The organism is Flavobacterium sp. Sr18 (assembly GCF_011064265.1).
In the GTDB taxonomy this organism is placed as follows: Bacteria; Bacteroidota; Bacteroidia; order Flavobacteriales; family Flavobacteriaceae; genus Flavobacterium; species Flavobacterium petrolei.
Window position 1 is genome coordinate 3609633 of the sequence record NZ_CP049329.1, and the last position, 21753, is coordinate 3631385.

Below are 21753 nucleotides of genomic sequence, written 5' to 3' on the forward strand. Positions count from 1 at the left end.
CTTCCATATTTTAAAAGGTTTTATGATTCGAACTTTCTAAGGTTCAAAACATGAGACATTCGCACTCACAATCTTACAATTCAAAACTTGAAATTGTATGAAAAGTATCTATTTTAGAATTCTTTTCTCCTTCAAAAGTATCATAATTCACGACTAATAATTTTCCTTTATAAATAATTGTTTCACATGGATTGTCCAATTGTCCGTCTGCTCCATTTTCGTCTCCATTTTCCCAAAGTAGAGAAATCATATTGGTATTTAAATTCAATTGATGTACGCTGTTGTTGTCATAATTGGCAATAAAAATAGAATTTCGTTTCTTATCATAATAAAATCCATCACAACATTTTAGCTGTTCCGAATCAAAAACAACTTTTTTAGATTTTACTTTTCCATCTTTAAAAAATTCAATTTTAGTAATAACGCCATCTCCAAAATTTCCAGCGTACAAATCGCCTTTTTTATCAAAAGCCATTCCGTCAATTCCTATCGTTCTTTTTGTAACTGTTGATTTGAGTGTAAAACTGGCAACCAGAAATTTTTCTTTGTTTGATGAATTCAAAACAATGTTTTTTCTGTTCACTTCATCTAACGAAAAACTATAAATTCCGCTTTCTCTTCTATTTTCGAACAATGCATCGGTAATATAAACTCGATTTTTTGACCATCTTACCGCTTCACCAAAATTAAAACCTTCCACCACAACTTCAGCATCTATAGGTTTTCCAGCTTTGACATTAATCCTAATTAATCTTGAAAAATTCTCTTTACCTGCAAACATTTGGTTGTCCATCACATATAAATTTCCGTCTGGCCCAAATTCAATTCCCATCGGATGCACTTTTTTAGTAATGGGGTGCAATGGCAATTTATCAAACCAAATTATAGGTTTGTCGTTTTTATCAAAAGTTATAATTTTACTTCCGTATTTATCAAATGTAATCGGATTGGTAATCGATAGAAATAAATTTTCACTTTTATCTAATGCCATTCCGTCTGGAGTTTGACAAGTCTCGCCCAAATTAGCAAACAAAGTGGGTTTGATTAATTTTGACGTCGTATCGTATTTAATTTCCTGTTTACTTTCTTGCGAAAATACATTTACTGCGCTCATTAAAATTAGAATTTTAATGGCATTTTTAATTCTACTTTTCATTCGGTTTTTTAAAATTTAAAGGTTTTTATTTTAGCGCATTACAAAGAAATACCACTAGCAAAAGAATAAATTTGATCATAAATATTTTTTGGCGAATGTAATTTCATAATGAATTCCTATTTGCTTAAGCAGATAAAAAGGCAGTTTTAGCATTCAAATAACGAAAAACATAGAAAAAGCAGATTCGTATGCTGAAATACAGTTTTTAAAAGCAAAAAACCACTATCTATGGCAATTAATAATTCTTGCTTCTATATTTTATTATCTTGCCCGCAATTAAAAATATGCTATGAATTTTCTCAAAAAGCTTGATTTAAAAAGAATCGCACTTCATTTTTTCTACTGGGTTTTCTTTTTACTTTTTTATTTTTCTAATAAATCTGATAACGAAGAATCGTATACTTTCCTTTTCGTTTATTTCTTTAAAGTTATCGCGCAGGCGGCGGCTGGCTACGGTCTGATTTATTTCATCATTCCGGAAACCTTAAATAAGAAAAGATATTTACTTTTTATTGCGGCTTCAATTGGATGGATTTATTTTGTTTTTGCTTTTTTAATGATTTTAAAATTTTATTATCTGGAATCAAAGTTTCCTGATTTTTTTGCTGACTGGCTTGGTCATAAAATGACAATTCCGGAAAGACTGACTTCGGGCAGACTGATTATAAGAGAGTTTTCTTTTATTACTTATCCGGTAATTATTTTAGGTTTTATAAGTTTTAACCGCAAACAGCAGCGTCTTTTAAAATTGGAAGAAGAGAAAAAATCAATGGAACTAAAGGTTTTGAAGAATCAATTAAATCCTCATTTTTTATTTAACACCTTAAATAATTTATACACTTTAACCTTAAAAAAAGATAATAAAGCGCCCGAAGTTATTGCCAAATTATCTGAAATTCTGGATTTCGTTTTATATCGCTGCAACGAAGATTATGTTTCGATTGAAAAGGAAATTGCTTTAATTGAAAATTATATTGCGCTGGAAAAACTCCGCTACAGCGAAAACAGATTGGATATTTTGTTTACCAAAGACATTCAGGAAAACAACAAAATTTCTCCTTTAATTGCACTGACGTTTATCGAAAATGCTTTTAAACACGGTGTAGTTAATGAAACGGAAAAAGCAGTAATTCGGCTGCATTTTGAAAGCAAAAAACAACAAATCATTTTTAGTATTGAAAACACAAAACCTAAAAATGAGTTTTCGAAAATTTCAGAAAAATCAAAAATTGGATTAATAAATGTTCAAAAACAACTTGATTTATTGTATCCCAAAAAACATCAATTGGAAATTGAAGAAACACTAACTAAATATACCGTTATACTCTCTCTTACGCTTTAATTCTATGAAAAAACTTTTATTGAATATCTCTTTATTATGGTTTTTTATTGCCGCAAATGCACAATCAAAAACCATAGATACTTTGGTCGATGTTGGAAATCACAAACTACATTTTAAGATTGTAAAAGGAAAAGGCGTTCCAATACTTTTTGATTCAGGTGGAGGAAATGACGGATCGGTTTGGAATTCGATTTTAGACAAAACTTCTGAAATTACCAATGCAACTCTTATTACTTACGACCGTGCCGGTTTTGGTAAAAGTACTATCGATACATTGCAAAAGGACGAATCGAAACACGGCATAATAAGCAGTATCGAAGATTTAGAAATTGGATTGAAAAAGTTGGGCTACGACAAAGAAATCATCTTGGTTTCTCATTCTTACGGCGGTTATCTTTCGAAACTTTATGCGTCAAGACATCCTAAATTAGTGAAAGGTGTTGTTCTAATCGATGTGAATCACAATTATTTTGAAGATGGAGTTATCGAAAAAGAATTATTAAAACAGGAAAAACTTATTCCGCAATGGAAAATAAATAATAGAGGAACTTACTTTATGTCGGCGACTATTGCTGAAACTGTAAAAATAATGAGGAATGTTACAATTCCTCAAAATATTCCAATTGTAGATTTTGTTAACGGAATTCCTTTCTTAAAAACGCCTGAAGAAATCGAGCGCTGGAAAGAATGCCACAAAAAATATACTGCCAATAATTCGAATGTAACTGGAATTACTGCAAATGATTGCGGCCACGGAATTTGGATGGGAAATCCGTCTTTGGTAATCACAACCATTGCAAAAATATATGCGAATACTTCTAAACAAAAAGCTGATATTCAAGAGCGTGCTTTACAATATGTGATTACTGCCAATAACGAAGAAAAGGCAGCAGATTTGGCATTCAATAATTCGGAAGAAGATTTAAACACTTGGGGTTATCAATTATTAGCCAAAAATGATTATCAAAAAGCAGCTGAAGTTTTTAGATTGAATTTGACAATAAATTCAGGAAGTGCAAATGCTTATGATAGTTATGGCGAGGCTTTACTGAAAATAAATCAGAAGGAAGAAGCTATAAAAATGTATAAAAAATCGATCGAGCTAAATCCTGAAAATGAAAATGGAAAAGAAGTTTTAGCAAGAATAACAAAAGACAATCCAAAACTGGTAAATTAGATTTCTAGATTTCGTAACCATTTATTCTTCCTTGAATGAAACACAAATGCATTATTGTCGATGACGAACCATTAGCGAGAGAATTAATTGCTTCTCATTTAGCTAATTTCGAAAGTTTTGAGTTAGTCGATTCTTTTGAGAATGCTTTGCAGGCCTATACTTATCTGGAAACATACGATGTCGATTTGATTTTTTTAGACATAGAAATGCCCTTACTTAAAGGAAATGATTTTTTGAAAAAACTAAAAAATCCGCCAAAAGTAATTTTCACCACCGCTTACAGAGAATACGCCATTGAAGGATACGAACTCAATGTGATTGATTATCTTTTGAAGCCCATTACTTTTGATCGCTTTTTTGTTTCGATTGAAAAATTCAGGCAATTACAAAGTTCAAAAAAAGAATTTACTCCAATAACTGACAATCATATTTTTGTCGCGAGCGGTAATAAAAACATTAAAATTGTTTTTGATGAAATTTTATACATCGAAAGCCTGAAAGATTACATTACGATTCATCTTGAAAATGAAAAACTGCATCATATTAAACAAAATATTTCGGTTTTTGAGAAATTGCTGAATACTGATTTTGTTCGCGTTCATCGTTCTTTTATTATTCATACAAAGAAACTGAATGCGTATTCTAAAAATGAAATTGAAATAAACCATTTAGAAATTCCGATTGGAAATAGTTATAAGGAGAACTGGCTGAATTATTTAAATAGTATGATTTTAAGTAATATAAGGAGTTAGAGCTTAAAAAAATGGTACTGTCCTTTTCAACAAAAAAAATTGGAATTTATAATTATCTGCGCCAAGTAAATGTCACCGACTTTGTGCTTTTTCAAACCAATCTAATTTGAAATCGAAAACTTCTTAAAGGATTCCCACTAATAAAACAAGTCATAGAGTGACTTTTTAGAGTCCCTTTAGTTTTGCAAAAAATAAAACATTAGCATTTGTGCGAAACATTTATTTTGTACCGGGAACATGACTCCAACCAATGAGACTTTTTCTATTTTTAATTATTTTTTGAAGAAAGCTTTTTCAAGTCTTGTATAAAATGGTTCGTAAACAGGTTCGCAAGGAATACCATAATTTACAAACCTCCAAAGTCATTTGATTTTGAAGGTTTTTTTTTGGTTCGAAAAATTGACAGATATTTTATAAAATCTCTCAACACCATTGATTACTAACAATGGCAGGTTCGAACTGCGTAAGGTTCTAAGGCATAATCCAATAACAATAATAGTTTTTTACCTCTACTTATTTTTTGTCTGGTTGATAATTAATTCTTAATTAAGAATTAATTATCAACCAGACAAATCACAAAAGCGGTTTTTCCATCATCATTTTTATATGCCAAATAACCACCGTGAGCCTCTACAATGCTTTTGGACAAAGTCAAGCCAATTCCGGCACCTTCTTTGCGAGTGGTGAAAAAGGGCAAGAATATTTTGCTTTCTATTTCTTTTTCGATGCCTTTTCCGGTATCGGTAATCATGATAAAAATTCTCTTTTCTTTGACTTCTGCCGATATAATAATCTGTTTTTTTTCTGCATTTGACAAAGCATAAATGCAATTCGTCAAAAGATTAATCAATACTTGCTCCATTTGTTGTGGGTCAATATCTAGCCTACTGTCGAAAGCAATCGTGTTGTGAACTTCTATTTGCTCCTGCTTACAAATGGGTAACATGATTTGAAAACTGTTTTCAATCCATTTTGATAATTCTATTTTTTCTTTTTTTGGAGATGGTAGCATAGCTAGTTTGCGATAACTTTCTACAAATTGTTGCAAATGGTCGCTTCGTCTCAACATTGTGCTAACACTGCTTTTCATATCATCTAAATCTTCTGCCGAAATAGTTTCCTGCTGTACCAATTCCTGTAAATTCTGTGAAAGTGACCGAATAGGAGTAATCGAATTCAAAAGCTCATGAGAAATCACCTTCATTAGATTGACCCATGCCTCTTTCTCTTTCTTCTCTATTACACTCTGAATTGAATCCAGTAAAACGATGAAATAATCTTGGTTGAAAATTTCACTCCTCGAAGTCTGCATCACAAAAGTTTGCGTGTCTTGTTTATTAACACGTATTTCTAATGACGTTTTAATTTCTTGAAAATCCTGCTGTTCAATAATTTCACATAAGGAAGACAAATGATTTTTTAGATACTTCCATTTGGAGACTTTAGGTACATCAAAATGTTTAGAAAAATAGTCATTCATCAAAAAAATATTCCATTCATTTTCTTCCTTTTGCAGAATAATAATTCCCGTTTCAATAGTATTTAGAATAGAACGATACACTATATCTTTTGAAACCTGCTCGTTTTCTTTATTTTTTAGCCTTTCATACAGCTTGAACAAACTAGAATAATTTTGATACGATTTATGTTTGGAAAAATCCGATGTAAAATCATTTTGTAAAATAGAGGTGATCGTTCTATCATAAATCAAAAAGGCTTTTTTAATATAGAAATACATTTCGACTAAGAGAAGAAAAAGTACAAGAAGCCCAAAAAGTGCTGAAAAAAGTAATCCTTTTTGAAAAATAAATATGGAAATTCCAGCAACGGAAAGAATAAAAATTAATCTAAGAAAAAGGAGTTGGTAGATTTTCAAGAATTTAAACATATTAGTTGATGTTATATTTTTCTAAACGTCGGTATAATGCGCCTCTGGACAATCCCAATTCCTCAGCGGTTTTACTGATATTGTTGTTGTTCTTGAACAATATTTTCTCGATGGCTGTTTTTTCGACAGCCGAAAGTTGAATATCGTCTTGGTTTTCTTCGTAAGTGGTTATTTGTCCCAAATCCAAATCGGAAACAGTAATATGATTGTTCTCGCATAGAATCACGGCGCGTTCTATTCTGTTTTCCATTTCCCGGATGTTTCCGTTCCAAGCATGTTTTTCGATTTGTTCCAATGCTTTTTCGTCAAAATTAATTTCATCCCGTCCGTATTTAACCACCATTTTTTGCAAGAGATAGTGTGCCAAAGGGATTTTATCTTCGTCTCGTTCTCGCAATGGAGGCAACACGATTTCCATGGTATTAATGCGATAATACAAATCTTCCCTGAAGTTTTTATCTACAACTTCTTTCTTCAAATTCAGGTTGGTGGCTGTAATAATGCGTACATTCAATGGTCTCGCTCTCGATTCTCCTAATCGGGTTACCATTTTGGTTTGAATTATCTGCAAGAGTTTAGATTGTAAATGCAATGGGACGTTTCCTATTTCATCCAAAAAAATAGTCCCGTTTTGAGCCATCTCAAAACGTCCTGGAGTATCGATTTTAGCATCTGTAAAAGCGCCTTTGGCATAGCCGAATAATTCGCTTTCAAAAATATTGGAATTCAAAGAACCCAAATCAACATGAATAAAAGGATTATTTTTCCGCTCCGATTGGCAATAAATATGATGTGACAAAACATACTTACCCGTACCATTCTCGCCAAGGATTAAAACATTGGCATCGGTTTTAGCCACTTTATCGGCCAGAGAATAAGCTTTTTTTATAACCTCTGAATTACCAACAAAAAATTCGTCTACAATCTCGATATTATTTGATTTCTTTTGCTCTTTCCGGCTTTTATCGACAGCTTGTTTTACAACGCTAAGTAATTTTTCATTTTCCCAAGGCTTCAAAATATAATCAAAAGCACCAGCTTTTAATCCTTCAACAGCCGTTTCTACTTTACCAAAAGCGGTCATCAAAATGACTACAGTCTTTGGCGAAAGCGTTTTTATTTCTCTTAGTAAATACAACCCTTCTTTACCATCCTCAAACCCAATTCTGTAGTTCATGTCGAGTAAAACCACATCTATTGTGTTTTTTGCTAATAATTCAACCACATTTTTAGGGTTAGTGAGCGTATAAATATTTTCAAAATGCTTTTTAAGTAGCATTTTTGAAGCAAAAAGAATATCTTCTTGGTCGTCTATGACTAATATGGAGGCGTTGGTCTTTTTCATTCTAACGGAATATCTGTATTTTTTTATTCAGAAAATGGAATTATTGTTCGGTTTTGGACAAATAGTGTTCAATTATGGACATTGTGTAAATTTTATTGAAATTAAAAACCTAATAATAAGATTATTACAGTTTTTAATTTTATGGTACGATTATCCTAATAGACTATACAAATAATAAACAATGGACACCAAAATCGTACGTAAAACTAACAAAAATAAGTATCTTTTAATCGTTTTGCCAATTATCTTACTCCTCGGGTATTTTGTCTTTACTTCTGTGACTAAAAAAAGAAGTTTGAACGTAAAAAAAGTTGAAATTACGATTAAGACCGTAGAAAATAATTTTTTCGAAGATTTTATGTCTTTTCAGGCAAAAGCCGTTCCTTTAAATTCAATGTTAGTTAATATCATTGAAGGTGGAGCCGTTCAGGAAATATTTGTTGAAAACGGCGATATGGTCGTTAAAGGACAGCCGTTAGTGCGCTTGTATAATCCTAATGCAGAATTGGCGTACATGCAGCAGGAAACAGCGATTATCGAACAAATCAATAATTTGAACAAAGCCAAACTCGATTTAAGAAATCAGGAATTGAATTTAGAAAAAGACTTGATCGGAATAGAACACGATTATCTTGATGCCAAAAACCTATTTGAATTGAACCACAAACTTTTTGACAAAGAAATACTTTCAAAAAATGAATGGGAAAAGACCCAAGAAAATTATCGTTTTCAAAAAGAGCGAATGAACATCATCAAAAAAAGTGTCAAAAAAGAAAAATTAGCAAATCAAGTCCAGATAGGACAATTGAATCAATCTATTGGTTTTATGAATAAAAGTTTGGATATTTTGAGAATGAATAAAAAGAATTTCCTAATCACAGCACCCATTTCTGGAAGACTTTCTTCCTTTGAACCTATACTCGGGAAAACCTATGTGCAAAATACAAGTATTGGTTCTATTGATGACAGGAAAGGCTATAAATTGATGGCCGACATCGATGAATTTTATTTGGATAAAGTTGCAGAGCAACAAAAAGGAACAGTAGATTTTGAAAACAAATCCATCGAAGTTCAAATAACCAAAGTGATTCCTGAAATTAAAAATGGTAGGTTTCAAGTAGAATTGGATTTTGTTTCCTCTGAAAAATTAGATTTAAAACAAGGATTGAGTTTTGGAGTGAAATTAAATCTGTCAGAAAAAACCAAGACGGTAGTACTTTCTAAAGGAAGCTTTAACGAAGAAACTAGCGGAAAATGGATTTTTGTTGTCAATGGCAACAAAGCAGAGCGAAAAGCAATCAAATTGGGGCGAGAAAACCCTTTGTATTATGAAGTTCTCAGCGGTTTAAAAGCGGGTGAAAAAGTGATCACGTCTTCCTATAAAGATTACAAAGAAGTCGAGATTTTGAATTTAGAATAAAGAAAAAGAGCTTAGAGGAAAGAAGCAAGAGTAAAGAATAAAGAATAAAGAGAAATAAACAAATATCATCAATCAAAAAACGAATAATAGTATGATTCAAATTAAAAATCTTTCAAGAGTATTTAGAACCGAAGAAGTGGAGACCATGGCATTAAGCGAAATTTCATTAACCATTAATCAAGGTGATTTTGTTTCGATTATGGGACCATCGGGAAGCGGGAAGTCCACTTTATTGAATATTATCGGATTACTTGATAGCGCTTCGAGCGGAAGTTATCAATTACTGAACCAGGAAATGATTGGGCTGAAAGAGAAAGAAAAATCGAAAGCTAGAAAAGAAAATATTGGCTTTATTTTTCAGAATTTCAACTTGATAGACGAATTGTCGGTTTATGATAATATTGAATTACCGCTGATTTACAATAAAGTTCCATCCTCTGACAGAAAGAAAAAAGTAGAAGCAATCGCTGATAAACTAGGGATTTCCCACCGATTGAAACATTATCCGCAGCAACTTTCCGGAGGACAGCAACAGCGTGTGGCTGTGGCAAGAGCCTTGATTAACGACCCAAAAATCATTCTTGCCGATGAGCCAACAGGAAATCTAGACAGTAAAAACGGAAATGAAGTAATGGAACTTTTAACTGATTTACATGCCAACGGTGCCACAATCCTTATGGTGACTCACTCTGATTATGATGCTTCTTTTTCCCAAAAAACCATTCTTATGAAAGATGGAGTTGTCATTTCAGAAAAAACAAATCAAAGAAATGTTGATGTTTTTAAAGTATAAAAATGATGACCATCCTCATATCAATTGCCACAATCATTTTTGAGATGCTATGCAAAATACTTTTGTAAACATCTTGAATTTTTCATCAATCAAATCAAAATTAAATCAATCAAAAAAGTTATGATACTCAACTGGCTTAAAATATTCCTTTATCATTTAAGGCAAAACAAACTGTTTTCGTTTCTCAACGTTTTAGGTTTGAGCATTGGAATTGCAGGAGTGATATTCGCCATTTTATATTGGAATGACGAACATAGTTATGATGCTTGGAATCCAAATAAAGACAACATTTATTTGGTGGTCAATCAAATGGATGTAGAAACTTTTTGGGCTGCTAGTTCCGCTCCGATTGGGCAGGCTATAAAAGAGAGAAGTCCAGAAATAGAATCATTTTGTAATTTAAGCGGGTTGTATAATAACGAAATCATTCGCTTTAAAAACAAGAAAATTCAATCGGATAAAGTAGTAATTGCTCAAAAGAATTTCTTTGAATTTTTCCCTTATGAATTTGTAAACGGCAATCCAAAAACGGCATTACCAGATGAAAATAGTATTAGTTTATCTCAAGATTTAGCTTTTAAGCTTTTTGGAAAAGAGACTGCTTTAGGAAAAGAAATTATTTTTCAATCAAAAAAATTAGTTGTAAGGGGTGTTTATAAATTAGATCACAAATCCTCTTATAATCCTTCTGCTGTAGTTAATTTCATGGATGAACATATTAGAAAATCTATAGAACAATGGGGTAATTTTCAAGTTGTACTATTTATTAAAGTTAGAAAAAACAGTCCTACAACAGGAATTATCAAAAATCTGAAAAAACTTTATTACGATAATATGACTTCTCGTTACGCAAAGGATAAAGGAATAACTCCTGCTCAGTTTATCGAAAAATATGGAGAAGTAAAACCGCATTTAGAGCCCTTATCTGATATACGTTTACACACCATAACGACTGGTCTGATAGAAGAAAAAGGCAATTTTCAGTTTTTACTCATTATGGTGGGATTATCTACTTTAATCTTAGTTCTTTCGATAGTAAATTATGTAAATTCCGCAACTGCAACTGCCATAAAAAGAGCTAAAGAGGTTGGTGTTCGTAAGATAGTTGGAGCTTCAAAAGCTAATGTAATTCAGCAATTTATTTTTGAAACCACTATTTTAGTGATAGTTTCCATTTTACTTTCTCTTGTTATCATTGAGCTTTCACTACCTTATTACAATGAATTTTTAGGAAAAACAATCACGATTCAAGGAAGTCAATTTTATGTGCAGTTATTTGCAATTTTCCTTCTTATTGTTTGTATGGCAGGGGTTCTACCAGCAGTTTACGTTTCTAATTTTGAAACATTAAAGGTATTGAAAGGCAATTTTGGAAGAAGTAAAAGTGGCGTATGGTTGCGTAACGGAATGTTGATTTTTCAATTTGCTGTTGCAACTTTTTTCATTATCGGATCCTATATTGTTGATCAGCAAATAGACCATATGAATAAAAAGGATTTAGGTTTCAAGGCCAATCAAATTTTAAATATTTCCTATCGAAATGTTTATGGAGAAAAAAAAGAAATCAATGATAACTATAGATTTGACCGATATAATCGAATTAAAAATGAATTATTGTACATAAAAGGGGTAAAAAAAGTAACTGCTGGAGGTTTTGTTTTTGGAACAAATGCTCCTCTAACAACAACCTACTATTATAAAGATTTAAGTGTTGACGGAAATAATATTCCAATTGATTTTGGAATGCTCGAAATGATGCAAATTAAAATAGCAAATGGAAGGTACTTTAATCCAAAACTTGCTCAAGACACCATGAGTACGATGTTGATTAATGAAACGGCAATGAAATTATTAAAAGAGAAAAACCCAATTGGCAAAAAAGTTAAATGGGATGGCAAAGAAATTACTATTGTTGGGGTGGTCAAAGATTTTAACATGAGTAATCCGAGTGAAGCTATACCGCCTATGACATTTTTTCATTTCAAAACGATTCCTTGGCTGATTGGTTCGCTAAACAACATTTACATCGATGCAGAGGTAAAAACTATGGATCAAACACTAGCTGATCTGGAAAATTTTTGGCTAAAAAAAGTAGATCCGGATTATCCGTTTGCATACGATTTTGTAGATAAAGATTACAAAAGATCGTATAGCAGCTATGTGAAGCAAAAAAACCTGTTCACAATACTCAATATTGTGGTAATCCTAATTGCACTTTTTGGTTTATTCTGCCTAGCATCGTTTTCTATCGAAAGACGCATGAAAGAAATTACCGTTAGAAAAACACTCGGCGCAGAAACTAATGTTTTACTCAAAGAATTATCCAAACAGTACATTATTTATTGTGTTATAGGATTTTTGATTGCGGTCTTTCCAGCATATTATTTACTAAATAAATGGTTAGAGAACTTTGCCTATAGAATTGATATTTCTATCTATCCATTTCTAATCGGATTTATGGTCTTATTATCATTAACCTTACTGGTAGTGCTTTCAAGAGCTTATCAAGCCACAAGAGTAGATGTTTTGAAATATTTAAAATACGAATAGCCATGCTAAAAAACTGGATAAATATATTTCTATATCATTTAAAGCAAAATAAACTGTTTTCATTTCTAAACATTTTTGGATTGGCCATTGGAATTTCAGGATTAATTTTCGCATTACTGTATTGGAATGAAGAACAAAGTTATGATGCTTGGAATCCCGAAAAAGACAATGTGTATCAGGTTTTAGTACAGTTAACAGGAATGCCAGTTTTTTCAGATTGTGCTTTATTCCTAAAACCTATTTTAGATAAAGATACTAATGTAGAAAAGGTAGTTTATTCTGACAGCTGGTATCAAAAGGATAAAATTATCTACAAAGGGAAGAAAGAAATAGTTGATAAAATTATTAATGTTGAGCCTGATTTCTTTTCTCTTTTTCCATTTGAAATTATTAAGGGAGATGTGGTTTCGGTATTAAAAGATGATTCAAGTGTTGCTATTTCAGATGTGATTGCTAAACGAGTTTTTGGTAACCAAAATCCGATTGGTAAACAAATAACATGTTTGGATCAAATGTTTATAGTGCGCGCTTTGTATCATATTCCAGGGAACTCTTCAATTGCTCCAGATGTTATAATGAATAAAATGCCGCAGTTCAAAAGTGAAAATACGACAGGACCTTTTATATTCAAGTTACTTCTTAAAATTAAAGATCCATCAAAAATTGAGAATACTCGAAAGAGTTTAGAGAAAACTTACAACCAAGATTTTGTTCGGAGAATTGCCAAGGAAGAAGGTTTTACTTTAGAAGAAATGGCTAAGAAAATGGGTCATTTTAATGTAGTTATAGAGCCACTTTCAAAAGCGAGATTACATTCTATTACAGATGGATATCCAGAAGGGAGAGGAAATTATCAGTTTTTGTTGATTATGGTTGGGTTATCTGTTTTAATTCTCATTCTTTCGATTGTAAATTATATCAATTTGGCTACAGCGAATGCGGTTAAACGTGCTAAAGAAGTCGGTGTTCGTAAAGTTGTGGGGGCTTCAAAAAGTACTATTGTTTTCCAATTTATTTTTGAAACTGCTCTAATAAGTTTATTTTCGATTTTATTAGCATTAGTCATTGTTGAGTTGACTTTGCCGTATTATAATGATTTTTTAAATAAGAGTTTACGAATAATTGGTAGTCAGTTTTATCTGCAATTAATTCTGATTTTCTGTATTACAGTTTTGGTAGCAGGAATACTTCCAGCCGTTTACGTTGCTAATTTCGAAACTTTAAAAGTTCTCAAAGGCAATTTTGGAAGAAGTAAAAACGGAATCTGGTTGCGTAACGGAATGTTGATTTTCCAGTTTACAGTGGCTACTTTCTTTATTGTTGGTTCTTATATTGTGTATCAGCAAATCGATTATCTAACCAATAAAGATTTAGGTTTTAAAGGAGATCAAGTGATTGAAATTAATTTGAATTTTCCGGATTCCGATTATGAAGTGGAAAACGTAGGGCAAAATATCTACAACAAATACAGTACAATAAAACAAGAGCTGGCTAAAATAAAAGGTGTAGAACAAGCTTCTACAGGATTGATTTCATTTGATGGTTCAGATGATTCATTAGGAGGTGTATTGTACAATGATGAACTTTTTAAAGCACGAACAATTGCAGTTGATTTTGGTATATTCGAAATGATGAAAATAGAAGTAGTTAAAGGAAGGTCTCTTGATCAGAAACATGCTTCGGATACTATTACTTCTGTGGTGATTAATGAAACAGCACAAAAGTTGATGAACATGAAAGAGCCTATAGGAAAAGAACTAATTATCAAAGAACGAAAATTAAAAATCATAGGAGTTGTAAAAGATTTTAATTTATTAAGTCCTGAAGTAGAGGTGTCAGGGATGTATTTCTATCATCTTAAAACGGTAGATATTGCTCAAAATATCAATAAGGTTTTCGTAAAACTAAAATCGGATAATATTGAAAATACAATTACCGATATCGAAAAATTATGGACAAAAATGGATACTGAGTATCCTTTTAAATATGATTTTGTCGATAAACAATATGCAAGAACGTATGAATCGTATGTCAAACAAAAGAATCTTTTTTCATTGTTAAATATAGTGGTAATTGGTATTGCGCTTTTCGGGCTGTTCGCTTTGGCTTCCTATTCGATACAAAGACGCATGAAAGAAATTGCAATCAGAAAAACGCTTGGAGCAGAAACCAATTTATTATTGAAAGAACTCTCTAAACAGTATGTTTTGTATTGTGTCATTGGGTTTTTAATTGCTTTGTTTCCCACCTATTATTTATTGAATATGTGGCTTGAGAATTTTGCCTTTAGGATTGACATGACGGTATTTCCATTTGTGTTTGGGTTCATCATTTTGTTACTTCTAACGCTTGTGATAGTACTTTCAAAAGCCTTTCAAGCAACAAAAACAGATGTTTTAAAATATTTAAAATATGAATAAGAATTCAATTTTTACGGTAGTCTTTTTTTTAATTTTTGCTTTAGGAAGTGCTCAGGAAAATTCTTGGACGCTTACTAAATGCATGGAAACAGCTTTACAAAATAATATCGAAATAAAAATCAGACAACTTGAAATAAAAAAAACAGAAAAGTCCCAAAACTCAGTTTTGAATCGAATGTTACCCACTATTAATTTATATGGTGAACAAGGCTATAATTTTGGATCCACCATTGATCCTTCGACTAATGGAAGAGTAAGTTCCAATATTCAAAATGATAATTTATACCTGAATGCAAGAACAAATATGATAGATTTCAGTGCTTTTGCTAATGCTCAAAAAGAAAAAATCAATATTGAGCAAGCTAAGGCCGAAAAAGAAGTAGTAGAAAATGAATATAAATTGCAGATTTTGGAAAGCTATTATCAAGTACTTTACGCACAGGAATTATTGAAAATTCAAAAAGAACAACTCAAGCAAGCTTCATTCAATCTGGACAGGGTAACTAAAGAAGTTACCATTGGGAATAAACCCCAAAGTGATTTGTATGATATGCAATTAAGCTTTTCGGAGGAAGAAAACCGAAATCTGGAAACCGAACACTTGTATGCTATTAAAAAAATACAATTATTCCAGTTGATGAATATTGTGGATGTGGTGACAGATGAAATAGTATTAGAACCTTATTTAAATGAGGCTGATAAAGATTTTGATAATGAGCTGTATAATCCTAAAATTAAACTTGCCGAGCTCAATTATCAAAACAGTTTGCAGTTGATCCGTTTAGAAAGAGCCGTCAATTATCCGATACTGTCAGCGTATTATGGATATTCTACTTTTTATTATAAAAATATAAAACAAGCAAATGCCAACACAGATTCTTTTTTCAATCAATTAGAAGATAATAAAAGCCAACAAGTTGGTATGCAATTGAGCGTTCCAATTTTCAATGGTTTTAGGAATAATAAAAAAATCAGTGCATCAAAAATAGTAGGTGATAAGGCTAAACTAGTCGTAGAACAGGAAAAACAACTGTTAGACAAACAAGTTGTATTGGAAGAACAAAATAAAAGGAATTATTCGCAACTTCAGCATAAATTGATGGAGAAGCAAAAGTTTGCCAAAGCTTCCTTAGCTACTACGGAAGCTAAATTTATAAACGGTAAAGTGGAAGCTATTTTATATTCCTCAGTGAAAAATCAGTCACTTTCAGCTGATTTTGAAGTGTTGAAAAATAATCTTCAATTACAATACATTGACTTGAAAATAAATTTGTTAAAAAAGAATCAGTTGTAAAAATAAAGAATAATATTTAAAAGAATTTATAATCTAAAATAGTAACGATAACTTCTTCAAATCCTGCATGAAATGGTTCGTAAACAGTTCCGTATGGATCTCAATGCTATCAGTTATTCTTGCGACCCTTCCGAGACAATTTTCGAACCATTTTTTCGATGATTGGAAGCTTTTGGGTCAGCTATAATCAATTTTATAAAGCTAACGAAAATATTAATTTTTACTTTTAACACTGTATCTACAGTAACTAATTATATTCAGTTAGCATGTCAAAACTTTATGTACATTGAGCTTTTTTAGGATTTTAATTAAAAGAGGTGAATGTGGAGGTAAATTATCAAGTAATCAACATTTTATTTATTTCAAAACACCAAAATCTAGTGTGGAAATTTTATCTTTTATAAAATTAACAAACCAATCTAAAAATTTTATAACCCATATTCTACCATTGTTAGATCAGGACTGGATAGAATTACCATAAAAGAAAATCTGAAAGAAAGGAGCCAAAAATATCAGACAACACAATCAGGAAACTCTATGGTAAACGACTAAGAAAGTAACTAAGTAAATATTACGTAAACAAAGGGGAAACTAAGAAATAGAAATTCAAAATATAGTCTTGCTGGAAGATGAAAGAAAAAAGGGTTGTCAAACTTAAAAAAGAAACGCTGCTTTTGAGTTTATTACAGTAATATGATGATAGTATTGAAAGTGAAAAAACCATCAAATATTGATGGCTTTTTTTAGAGAGTAATCTTGAAAAGATTAAGGACTTTATTGATTATTTTTATGAATAGTTTCAAACGATGTAAATTTTAAAAAAAAAAAAAATTAAAATGAAAATCCTTGATTTGATATTATTACGTTTTTGACTGGAAGATTTTCAAATCAGTTTTTTTTAGATTTTATGCTTTTTGTTAGGTCTATTTAAATATTTAATAGAGCAAACAAAAACATGAATTTATTGTAAACAATAGAATAATTTAATTTATTATGAATAGTTAGCCCAAAATAATTATTTAGTACTTTTAAATTCATCACTTTAAGTTATTTATAAAAAACCTTGTGCAGATGATTATAAAGAGTGTCAATTCTAAGAACCATTTGATTAGCTGTTTTCACAGTTTTGCCTATGATTTTGATTTCAATAACTAAATCTTTTTCATTATCTGAAAAAAGTGTAACCGAAAATAATCCATTGGGAAAATACACTTTCAAACTATCCGATTCTTCCATTAGATACAGATCAAATTCACCTTTTAACCAATTGAGAAATTGATTATAGATTTCAATATTTTCGATGGTTTCATATCTGATGAAAGTATGATTTGGTTTTTCAAAAGAAAAATTCATTTTTAAATTTTTTATTTAATATTTCCATCTGACAAAAGCCTCCATTGCAGCATAATTTGACAATCCTAATTGTACATATAGCTCTGCTGTTTCACCATTTCTATCCTCCGCTCTTTGCCAAAATTCTCTTGCATCAGACCCTTGGAATACTACGCCGTCTTTTTGAGATTGGTGCTTGAAAATCCCGTGCCTTTTATCTAATACCTGATCTGGACTCATGGGTACAGCCATTTCAATTTCGTCGATTCCCCATTCCTGCCAAGCGCCTCTATACAACCAAACCCAGCAATCTTTCATGAAATCTATTGTTTTCAATCGTCTTACGGCTTCAAAAATGGCATCCAAACATACTTTATGCGTTCCATGCGGATCAGCTAAATCACCTGCGGCATATATTTGATGCGGTTGTATTTTGTCGATAAGATTGATTGTCAGCTGTATGTCTATTTCTCCCAAAGGTTTTTTCTCAATCGTTCCTGTTTCATAGAAAGGCAGTTCCATAAAGTGAATTTGCTCATCTGACAAACCAACGAAATTACTAGTGGATCGCGCTTCTCCTTTTCGAATCAACCCTTTCAAATAGCGCACTTCAGGAATGTCTATTTCACTCGCTTTTTTATTTTTAAGAAATGCTATCGATTTTTTATAAATATCCTCTGCTTCACTACTTTTTATTCCAAATTTTTCATTGTAGTCACAAACAAATCTGGCAAATCGTAGTGCCTCATCATCAGCAACAGCAATATTTCCCGAAGTTTGGTAGGCCACATGCACTTCATGCCCTTGTTGTTGCAATCGCATAAAAGTTCCTCCCATACTGATAATATCATCATCCGGATGCGGACTAAAAATCAGCACTTTTTTTCTTGCTGGTTCCGCTCTTTCGGGTCTATTGCAATCCTCCGCATTTGGTTTTCCTCCCGGCCATCCGGTAATTGTATTTTGTAATTTATTGAATATTTTGATGTTGATGTCGTACGCTGGACCTGAATCAGCCAGTAAATCACTCATTCCGTTCTCAATATAATCTGCATCCGTTAGCATCAAAATAGGTTTCTTTAAATCAAGTGCCAACCCTAATACTGCTTTTCTGGTTAATCGATCCGTCCAAACAATTTTCTCCACTAACCAAGGCGTATTAATTCGTGTTAGTTTTGAAGAAGCTTCTTTATCTAAAATAAAAACGGCATCATTATGCTCTTGCAAAAAGGATGCAGGAATTTGATTGGTTACCGTTCCTTCTACAGAAGCTTTAATAATTTTCGATTTTCCTTCGCCCCAAGCCATTAGGATCACTTGTTTGGCTTCCATTATTTTTTTAACTCCAAGCGTGATTGCTGTTCTGGGTGTATTGCTCAATCCAGAAAAATCACCACTTGCCGCCACTCTGGTAATGTGATCTAATGCCACCAATCTTGTTTTTGAATTCTGTAAAGAACCGGATTCATTGAACCCAATATGACCGTTTCCGCCAATTCCTAAAATCTGTAAATCAATGCCACCCAAAGCTTCTATTTTGGCTTCATAATTAGTACAATAATCAGCAATTTCTTCTTTGGATAACGTTCCGTCCGGAATATGATAATTTTCGGGTAGGATATCCACTTGATCCAATAGTAATTCTTTCATAAATCGAACGTAACTGTTTATAGAATCTGGTTCCATTGGGTAATATTCGTCTAAGTTGAATGTAATTACATTTTTGAAACTCAGTCCTTCTTCTTTGTGCAGGCGAACTAATTCAGTATACAATCCTTTTGGCGAAGACCCTGTTGCCAAACCTAATATGCAGAATTCCTGATTCTCTTGTTTTGACTTGATAAGCGTTGCTATTTGTTGCGCTACCGCCTTAGATGCCACAGTTGAATTTTCAAAAACTACGGTGTCAATATTTTCGAATCTTTTTTCGAAACCTGTCGCCTTATCTATACTACTTTTTAACATTGTCAGTTATTTTTAAAAAAATTATTTCTCACTTAATAGGTATTATCTTCTGGACCAGCTTCGGTATTTGTGCCCTTTAAAAGCATAAAATATAATCATTATGTAAGTTGGCAATAACATTAAATACGCAATTTGATTCCCACTTTTTGCTGTTTCTGCAACACCATTGACTTCATTTGCCAAGTTGATAGTTTCTGCCAAATAACCATAAAGCAATGGAAAAATTGCACCTCCAATGATACCCATAATCAATATTGCACTGGCTATTTTAGTATATCCGCCCAAATCCTGAAGTGCCATCGGCCATATTGCAGGCCAACAAAGTGCATTGGCAAGTCCTAATAGTGCGACTAAAATAATAACCAGAGGCAAAGCTGGTATGCCAGGTAATTGAATCATTATAGTAGGGGAAATCGTAACAATTATTAACACTAAAATTAATCCCAGAATCCCGGAAGCTTTTAGTGCCGTCACCTGCGAAACATATTTTGGGATTAACGTAATCCCTAAAATATATCCTATTACCATTGCAGTCATGGTAAATGAAGTTAGTTTTAAATAAAAATTACCATTTTCACCATAAACGCCTAATTGTTTTCCGAAACCACCAATTGAATCTCCCGCTAAAACCTCGGCAGCCAAGTATAACATCAAGGTGATTACACCTAAAACTAATTGAGGATATTTAAAAGCATTTACAATCTGTTTAAAAACGCTTTGATTTAATACTTTTCCATCTTCATCCAGATCAATTTCCGGTAACGGAGATAGTTTGACTAAAGTGGCCAAGACAAGAATAATAGCTCCCATATATAAATAAGGAGTTTGTAATTGTAGCGCAAGGGAATCTAATACGGCAGATTTAGTGGCGAAATCCAGTACGGCAATTTTATCGGCCGTGTACTCTTGCATGTTTGACAGCACCAAAGCTGTCAACACCAGCGGTGCAATAAATCCTGCTAATTTATTGGCAATCCCTAATACACTAATTCGTGCTGCAGCACTTTCTCTGGGACCAATAACAACTACATACGGATTTGCTGCCGTTTGCAAAATTGCCAAACCAGTCCCCATAACAAATAAAGCTAACAGGAATAGGAGGAAAGTGCGTGCTTCGGCTGCAGGGTAAAACATAAATGCTCCAAAAGCAATTACCACTAATCCTACCGAAACGCCGTTTTTATAACCTACTTTTTCTATGACCCAAGAGGAAGGAATAGCCATTACAAAATACGCAATGTAAAAGGCAAAAGCCACAAAATAAGCCTGAGATTGAGACAATTCACACGCTAATTCAAAAAACGGAATTAGGGGACCATTCAACCAAGTTACGAATCCTAAAATGAAAAATAATGAGGTTAAAATTACCATCGGAATTAATGTATTCCCGGGCTTATTATTTATAGTGCTTTTACTTTGTGACATATTAATTGTTTATCGGTTTTACAATTCCCAGTTGAGTACTGGATAGTGTTTTTTTAAATAGGCTTTTACCTCTGCGATGTCTTCTTTTGCTGTTAAATCTGGAACATGTTCAGAGAACGGAATTCCTAATGTGGTATCTGGATGCTCTTTTAGTGCATTCAAAAGTACTGTTGGCAATTCTTTTTCATCTCTTTCTGGATGAACTGGACAGTTTTTTAAATACGGATATATAAGCGCTCCGTTGAATTTAAAAGCGTTCATGCTCACTCTCAATTTTCCTTCGGTGTCTTTATAGCTTTCTAAAACCTCTGCAGTTGGTTTTTCAAGAATATCTAATAACTGATTTTTTTCACTGAGCTTAGCAATTGCAAAGCGAGAAATGCGTTCCAATGGAAATTCCATTGAATCCCGATTATAACTGATAAATGCATTTGGACTAGTAGTTTCCCTAAGTGCATATAAGACTTCGGTAGAATATAAATTATCGCTATTGCAAACCGTATACTCTTGAGAATTCAATTCAGGATATTGCTCCACTGCTTGAAATAAAGCATCAGCTGTACCAAATGGCTTTATTCTTCCTTCATGAATGTATTGCGTTGCAAAGGAAATTGTTAACCCATGAAAATCATTGTTGCGGTTTTCACTTCCGTAAAACTCTTTGAATAAGTCTCCTTGTTCCCCAATAATAATATAGATGTTTTTATACCCTGCTTTTTTAGCATTTAACAAAAGGTAATCCAACAATGGTCTTCCGTTTGGTCCAACGCCAATTAATCCTTTACTTCTTTCATTCGCTTGCGCGATTTCTTCTTCGCTCAAATTATCTAATGAAACTTGTTTTTTCATTCTGGAAGAAGCGCCACCGGCTAAAATAATTAGATTGTCATGCAT

At 32.4% G+C, this 21753-nt stretch carries 15 protein-coding genes; 8 read left to right on the plus strand and 7 right to left on the minus strand.

Going from position 1 to position 21753, the window contains the following annotated elements; genetic code table 11:
• Nucleotides 1-73: 73 nt before the first annotated feature.
• Complete coding sequence (locus G7A72_RS15830; protein WP_165153348.1) at nt 74-1156, minus strand: hypothetical protein; 1083 nt, start codon at nt 1154-1156, stop codon at nt 74-76.
• 289 nt (nt 1157-1445) lie between these two features.
• On the opposite strand from G7A72_RS15830, the gene G7A72_RS15835 reads away from it, so the two are divergent.
• The 3 genes from G7A72_RS15835 to G7A72_RS15845 are packed head-to-tail and all read left to right on the plus strand — an operon-like array spanning nt 1446 to nt 4427.
• Nucleotides 1446-2498, plus strand: coding sequence for a sensor histidine kinase (locus tag G7A72_RS15835; RefSeq protein ID WP_165153350.1), 1053 nt, complete (start codon nt 1446-1448; stop codon nt 2496-2498).
• A 4-nt stretch (nt 2499-2502) separates the two neighbouring features.
• Nucleotides 2503-3675, plus strand: coding sequence for an alpha/beta fold hydrolase (locus G7A72_RS15840; protein WP_165153352.1), 1173 nt, complete (start codon nt 2503-2505; stop codon nt 3673-3675).
• Nucleotides 3676-3710: 35 nt separating this feature from the next.
• Nucleotides 3711-4427, plus strand: a complete 717-nt coding sequence (locus tag G7A72_RS15845) for a LytTR family DNA-binding domain-containing protein (RefSeq protein ID WP_165153354.1) — start codon at nt 3711-3713, stop codon at nt 4425-4427.
• Between the two features lie 553 nt (nt 4428-4980).
• Here the strand turns inward: G7A72_RS15845 and G7A72_RS15850 are convergent.
• Together G7A72_RS15850 and G7A72_RS15855 are read right to left on the minus strand one after the other, a co-directional pair.
• Nucleotides 4981-6315, minus strand: a complete 1335-nt coding sequence (locus G7A72_RS15850) for a PAS domain-containing sensor histidine kinase (protein ID WP_165153356.1) — start codon at nt 6313-6315, stop codon at nt 4981-4983.
• Nucleotide 6316: 1 nt separating this feature from the next.
• On the minus strand, nt 6317-7660 hold the full coding sequence (locus tag G7A72_RS15855; protein ID WP_165153358.1) for a sigma-54 dependent transcriptional regulator: 1344 nt from the start codon (nt 7658-7660) through the stop codon (nt 6317-6319).
• A 181-nt stretch (nt 7661-7841) separates the two neighbouring features.
• Here G7A72_RS15855 and G7A72_RS15860 point away from each other — a divergent pair, with 181 nt between their 5' ends.
• From G7A72_RS15860 to G7A72_RS15880, 5 genes are all read left to right on the plus strand, one after another.
• Entirely contained in the window at nt 7842-9080 is a 1239-nt protein-coding gene (locus G7A72_RS15860; protein ID WP_165153360.1) for an efflux RND transporter periplasmic adaptor subunit, read from the plus strand.
• 91 nt (nt 9081-9171) lie between these two features.
• A complete protein-coding gene (locus tag G7A72_RS15865) occupies nt 9172-9873 on the plus strand; it encodes an ABC transporter ATP-binding protein (RefSeq protein WP_165153362.1) in 702 nt (233 codons plus the stop codon).
• A 120-nt stretch (nt 9874-9993) separates the two neighbouring features.
• Nucleotides 9994-12423, plus strand: coding sequence for an ABC transporter permease (locus tag G7A72_RS15870; RefSeq protein ID WP_165153364.1), 2430 nt, complete (start codon nt 9994-9996; stop codon nt 12421-12423).
• Between the two features lie 2 nt (nt 12424-12425).
• On the plus strand, nt 12426-14843 hold the full coding sequence (locus G7A72_RS15875) for an ABC transporter permease (RefSeq protein WP_165153366.1): 2418 nt from the start codon (nt 12426-12428) through the stop codon (nt 14841-14843).
• A complete protein-coding gene (locus G7A72_RS15880; protein WP_165153368.1) occupies nt 14836-16137 on the plus strand; it encodes a TolC family protein in 1302 nt (433 codons plus the stop codon). Before G7A72_RS15875 ends, G7A72_RS15880 begins: the two co-directional genes overlap by 8 nt.
• Before the next feature lie 1047 nt (nt 16138-17184).
• On the opposite strand, the gene G7A72_RS15885 is transcribed toward G7A72_RS15880, so the two are convergent.
• The 4 genes from G7A72_RS15885 to G7A72_RS15900 are packed head-to-tail and all read right to left on the minus strand — an operon-like array spanning nt 17185 to nt 21753.
• Nucleotides 17185-17490, minus strand: coding sequence for a hypothetical protein (locus G7A72_RS15885; protein ID WP_165153370.1), 306 nt, complete (start codon nt 17488-17490; stop codon nt 17185-17187).
• A gap of 15 nt (nt 17491-17505) precedes the next feature.
• Nucleotides 17506-19434, minus strand: coding sequence for a glucosamine-6-phosphate deaminase (gene nagB, locus G7A72_RS15890; protein WP_165153372.1), 1929 nt, complete (start codon nt 19432-19434; stop codon nt 17506-17508).
• Between the two features lie 42 nt (nt 19435-19476).
• Nucleotides 19477-20859, minus strand: coding sequence for a sugar MFS transporter (locus tag G7A72_RS15895; protein ID WP_241258538.1), 1383 nt, complete (start codon nt 20857-20859; stop codon nt 19477-19479).
• An 18-nt stretch (nt 20860-20877) separates the two neighbouring features.
• Nucleotides 20878-21753, minus strand: a complete 876-nt coding sequence (locus tag G7A72_RS15900; protein ID WP_165153374.1) for a sugar phosphate nucleotidyltransferase — start codon at nt 21751-21753, stop codon at nt 20878-20880.

Coding starts and splice junctions, on each gene's coding strand:
- G7A72_RS15865 (WP_165153362.1), top strand. CDS start 9,172: ATGATTCAAATTAAAAATCTTTCAAGAGTATTTAGAACCGAAGAAGTG.
- G7A72_RS15855 (WP_165153358.1), bottom strand. CDS start 7,660: ATGAAAAAGACCAACGCCTCCATATTAGTCATAGACGACCAAGAAGAT.
- G7A72_RS15860 (WP_165153360.1), top strand. CDS start 7,842: ATGGACACCAAAATCGTACGTAAAACTAACAAAAATAAGTATCTTTTA.
- G7A72_RS15885 (WP_165153370.1), bottom strand. CDS start 17,490: ATGAATTTTTCTTTTGAAAAACCAAATCATACTTTCATCAGATATGAA.
- G7A72_RS15835 (WP_165153350.1), top strand. CDS start 1,446: ATGAATTTTCTCAAAAAGCTTGATTTAAAAAGAATCGCACTTCATTTT.
- G7A72_RS15870 (WP_165153364.1), top strand. CDS start 9,994: ATGATACTCAACTGGCTTAAAATATTCCTTTATCATTTAAGGCAAAAC.
- G7A72_RS15880 (WP_165153368.1), top strand. CDS start 14,836: ATGAATAAGAATTCAATTTTTACGGTAGTCTTTTTTTTAATTTTTGCT.
- G7A72_RS15850 (WP_165153356.1), bottom strand. CDS start 6,315: ATGTTTAAATTCTTGAAAATCTACCAACTCCTTTTTCTTAGATTAATT.
- G7A72_RS15900 (WP_165153374.1), bottom strand. CDS start 21,753: ATGCATGACAATCTAATTATTTTAGCCGGTGGCGCTTCTTCCAGAATG.
- G7A72_RS15875 (WP_165153366.1), top strand. CDS start 12,426: ATGCTAAAAAACTGGATAAATATATTTCTATATCATTTAAAGCAAAAT.
- nagB (WP_165153372.1), bottom strand. CDS start 19,434: ATGTTAAAAAGTAGTATAGATAAGGCGACAGGTTTCGAAAAAAGATTC.
- G7A72_RS15845 (WP_165153354.1), top strand. CDS start 3,711: ATGAAACACAAATGCATTATTGTCGATGACGAACCATTAGCGAGAGAA.
- G7A72_RS15840 (WP_165153352.1), top strand. CDS start 2,503: ATGAAAAAACTTTTATTGAATATCTCTTTATTATGGTTTTTTATTGCC.
- G7A72_RS15830 (WP_165153348.1), bottom strand. CDS start 1,156: ATGAAAAGTAGAATTAAAAATGCCATTAAAATTCTAATTTTAATGAGC.
- G7A72_RS15895 (WP_241258538.1), bottom strand. CDS start 20,859: ATGTCACAAAGTAAAAGCACTATAAATAATAAGCCCGGGAATACATTA.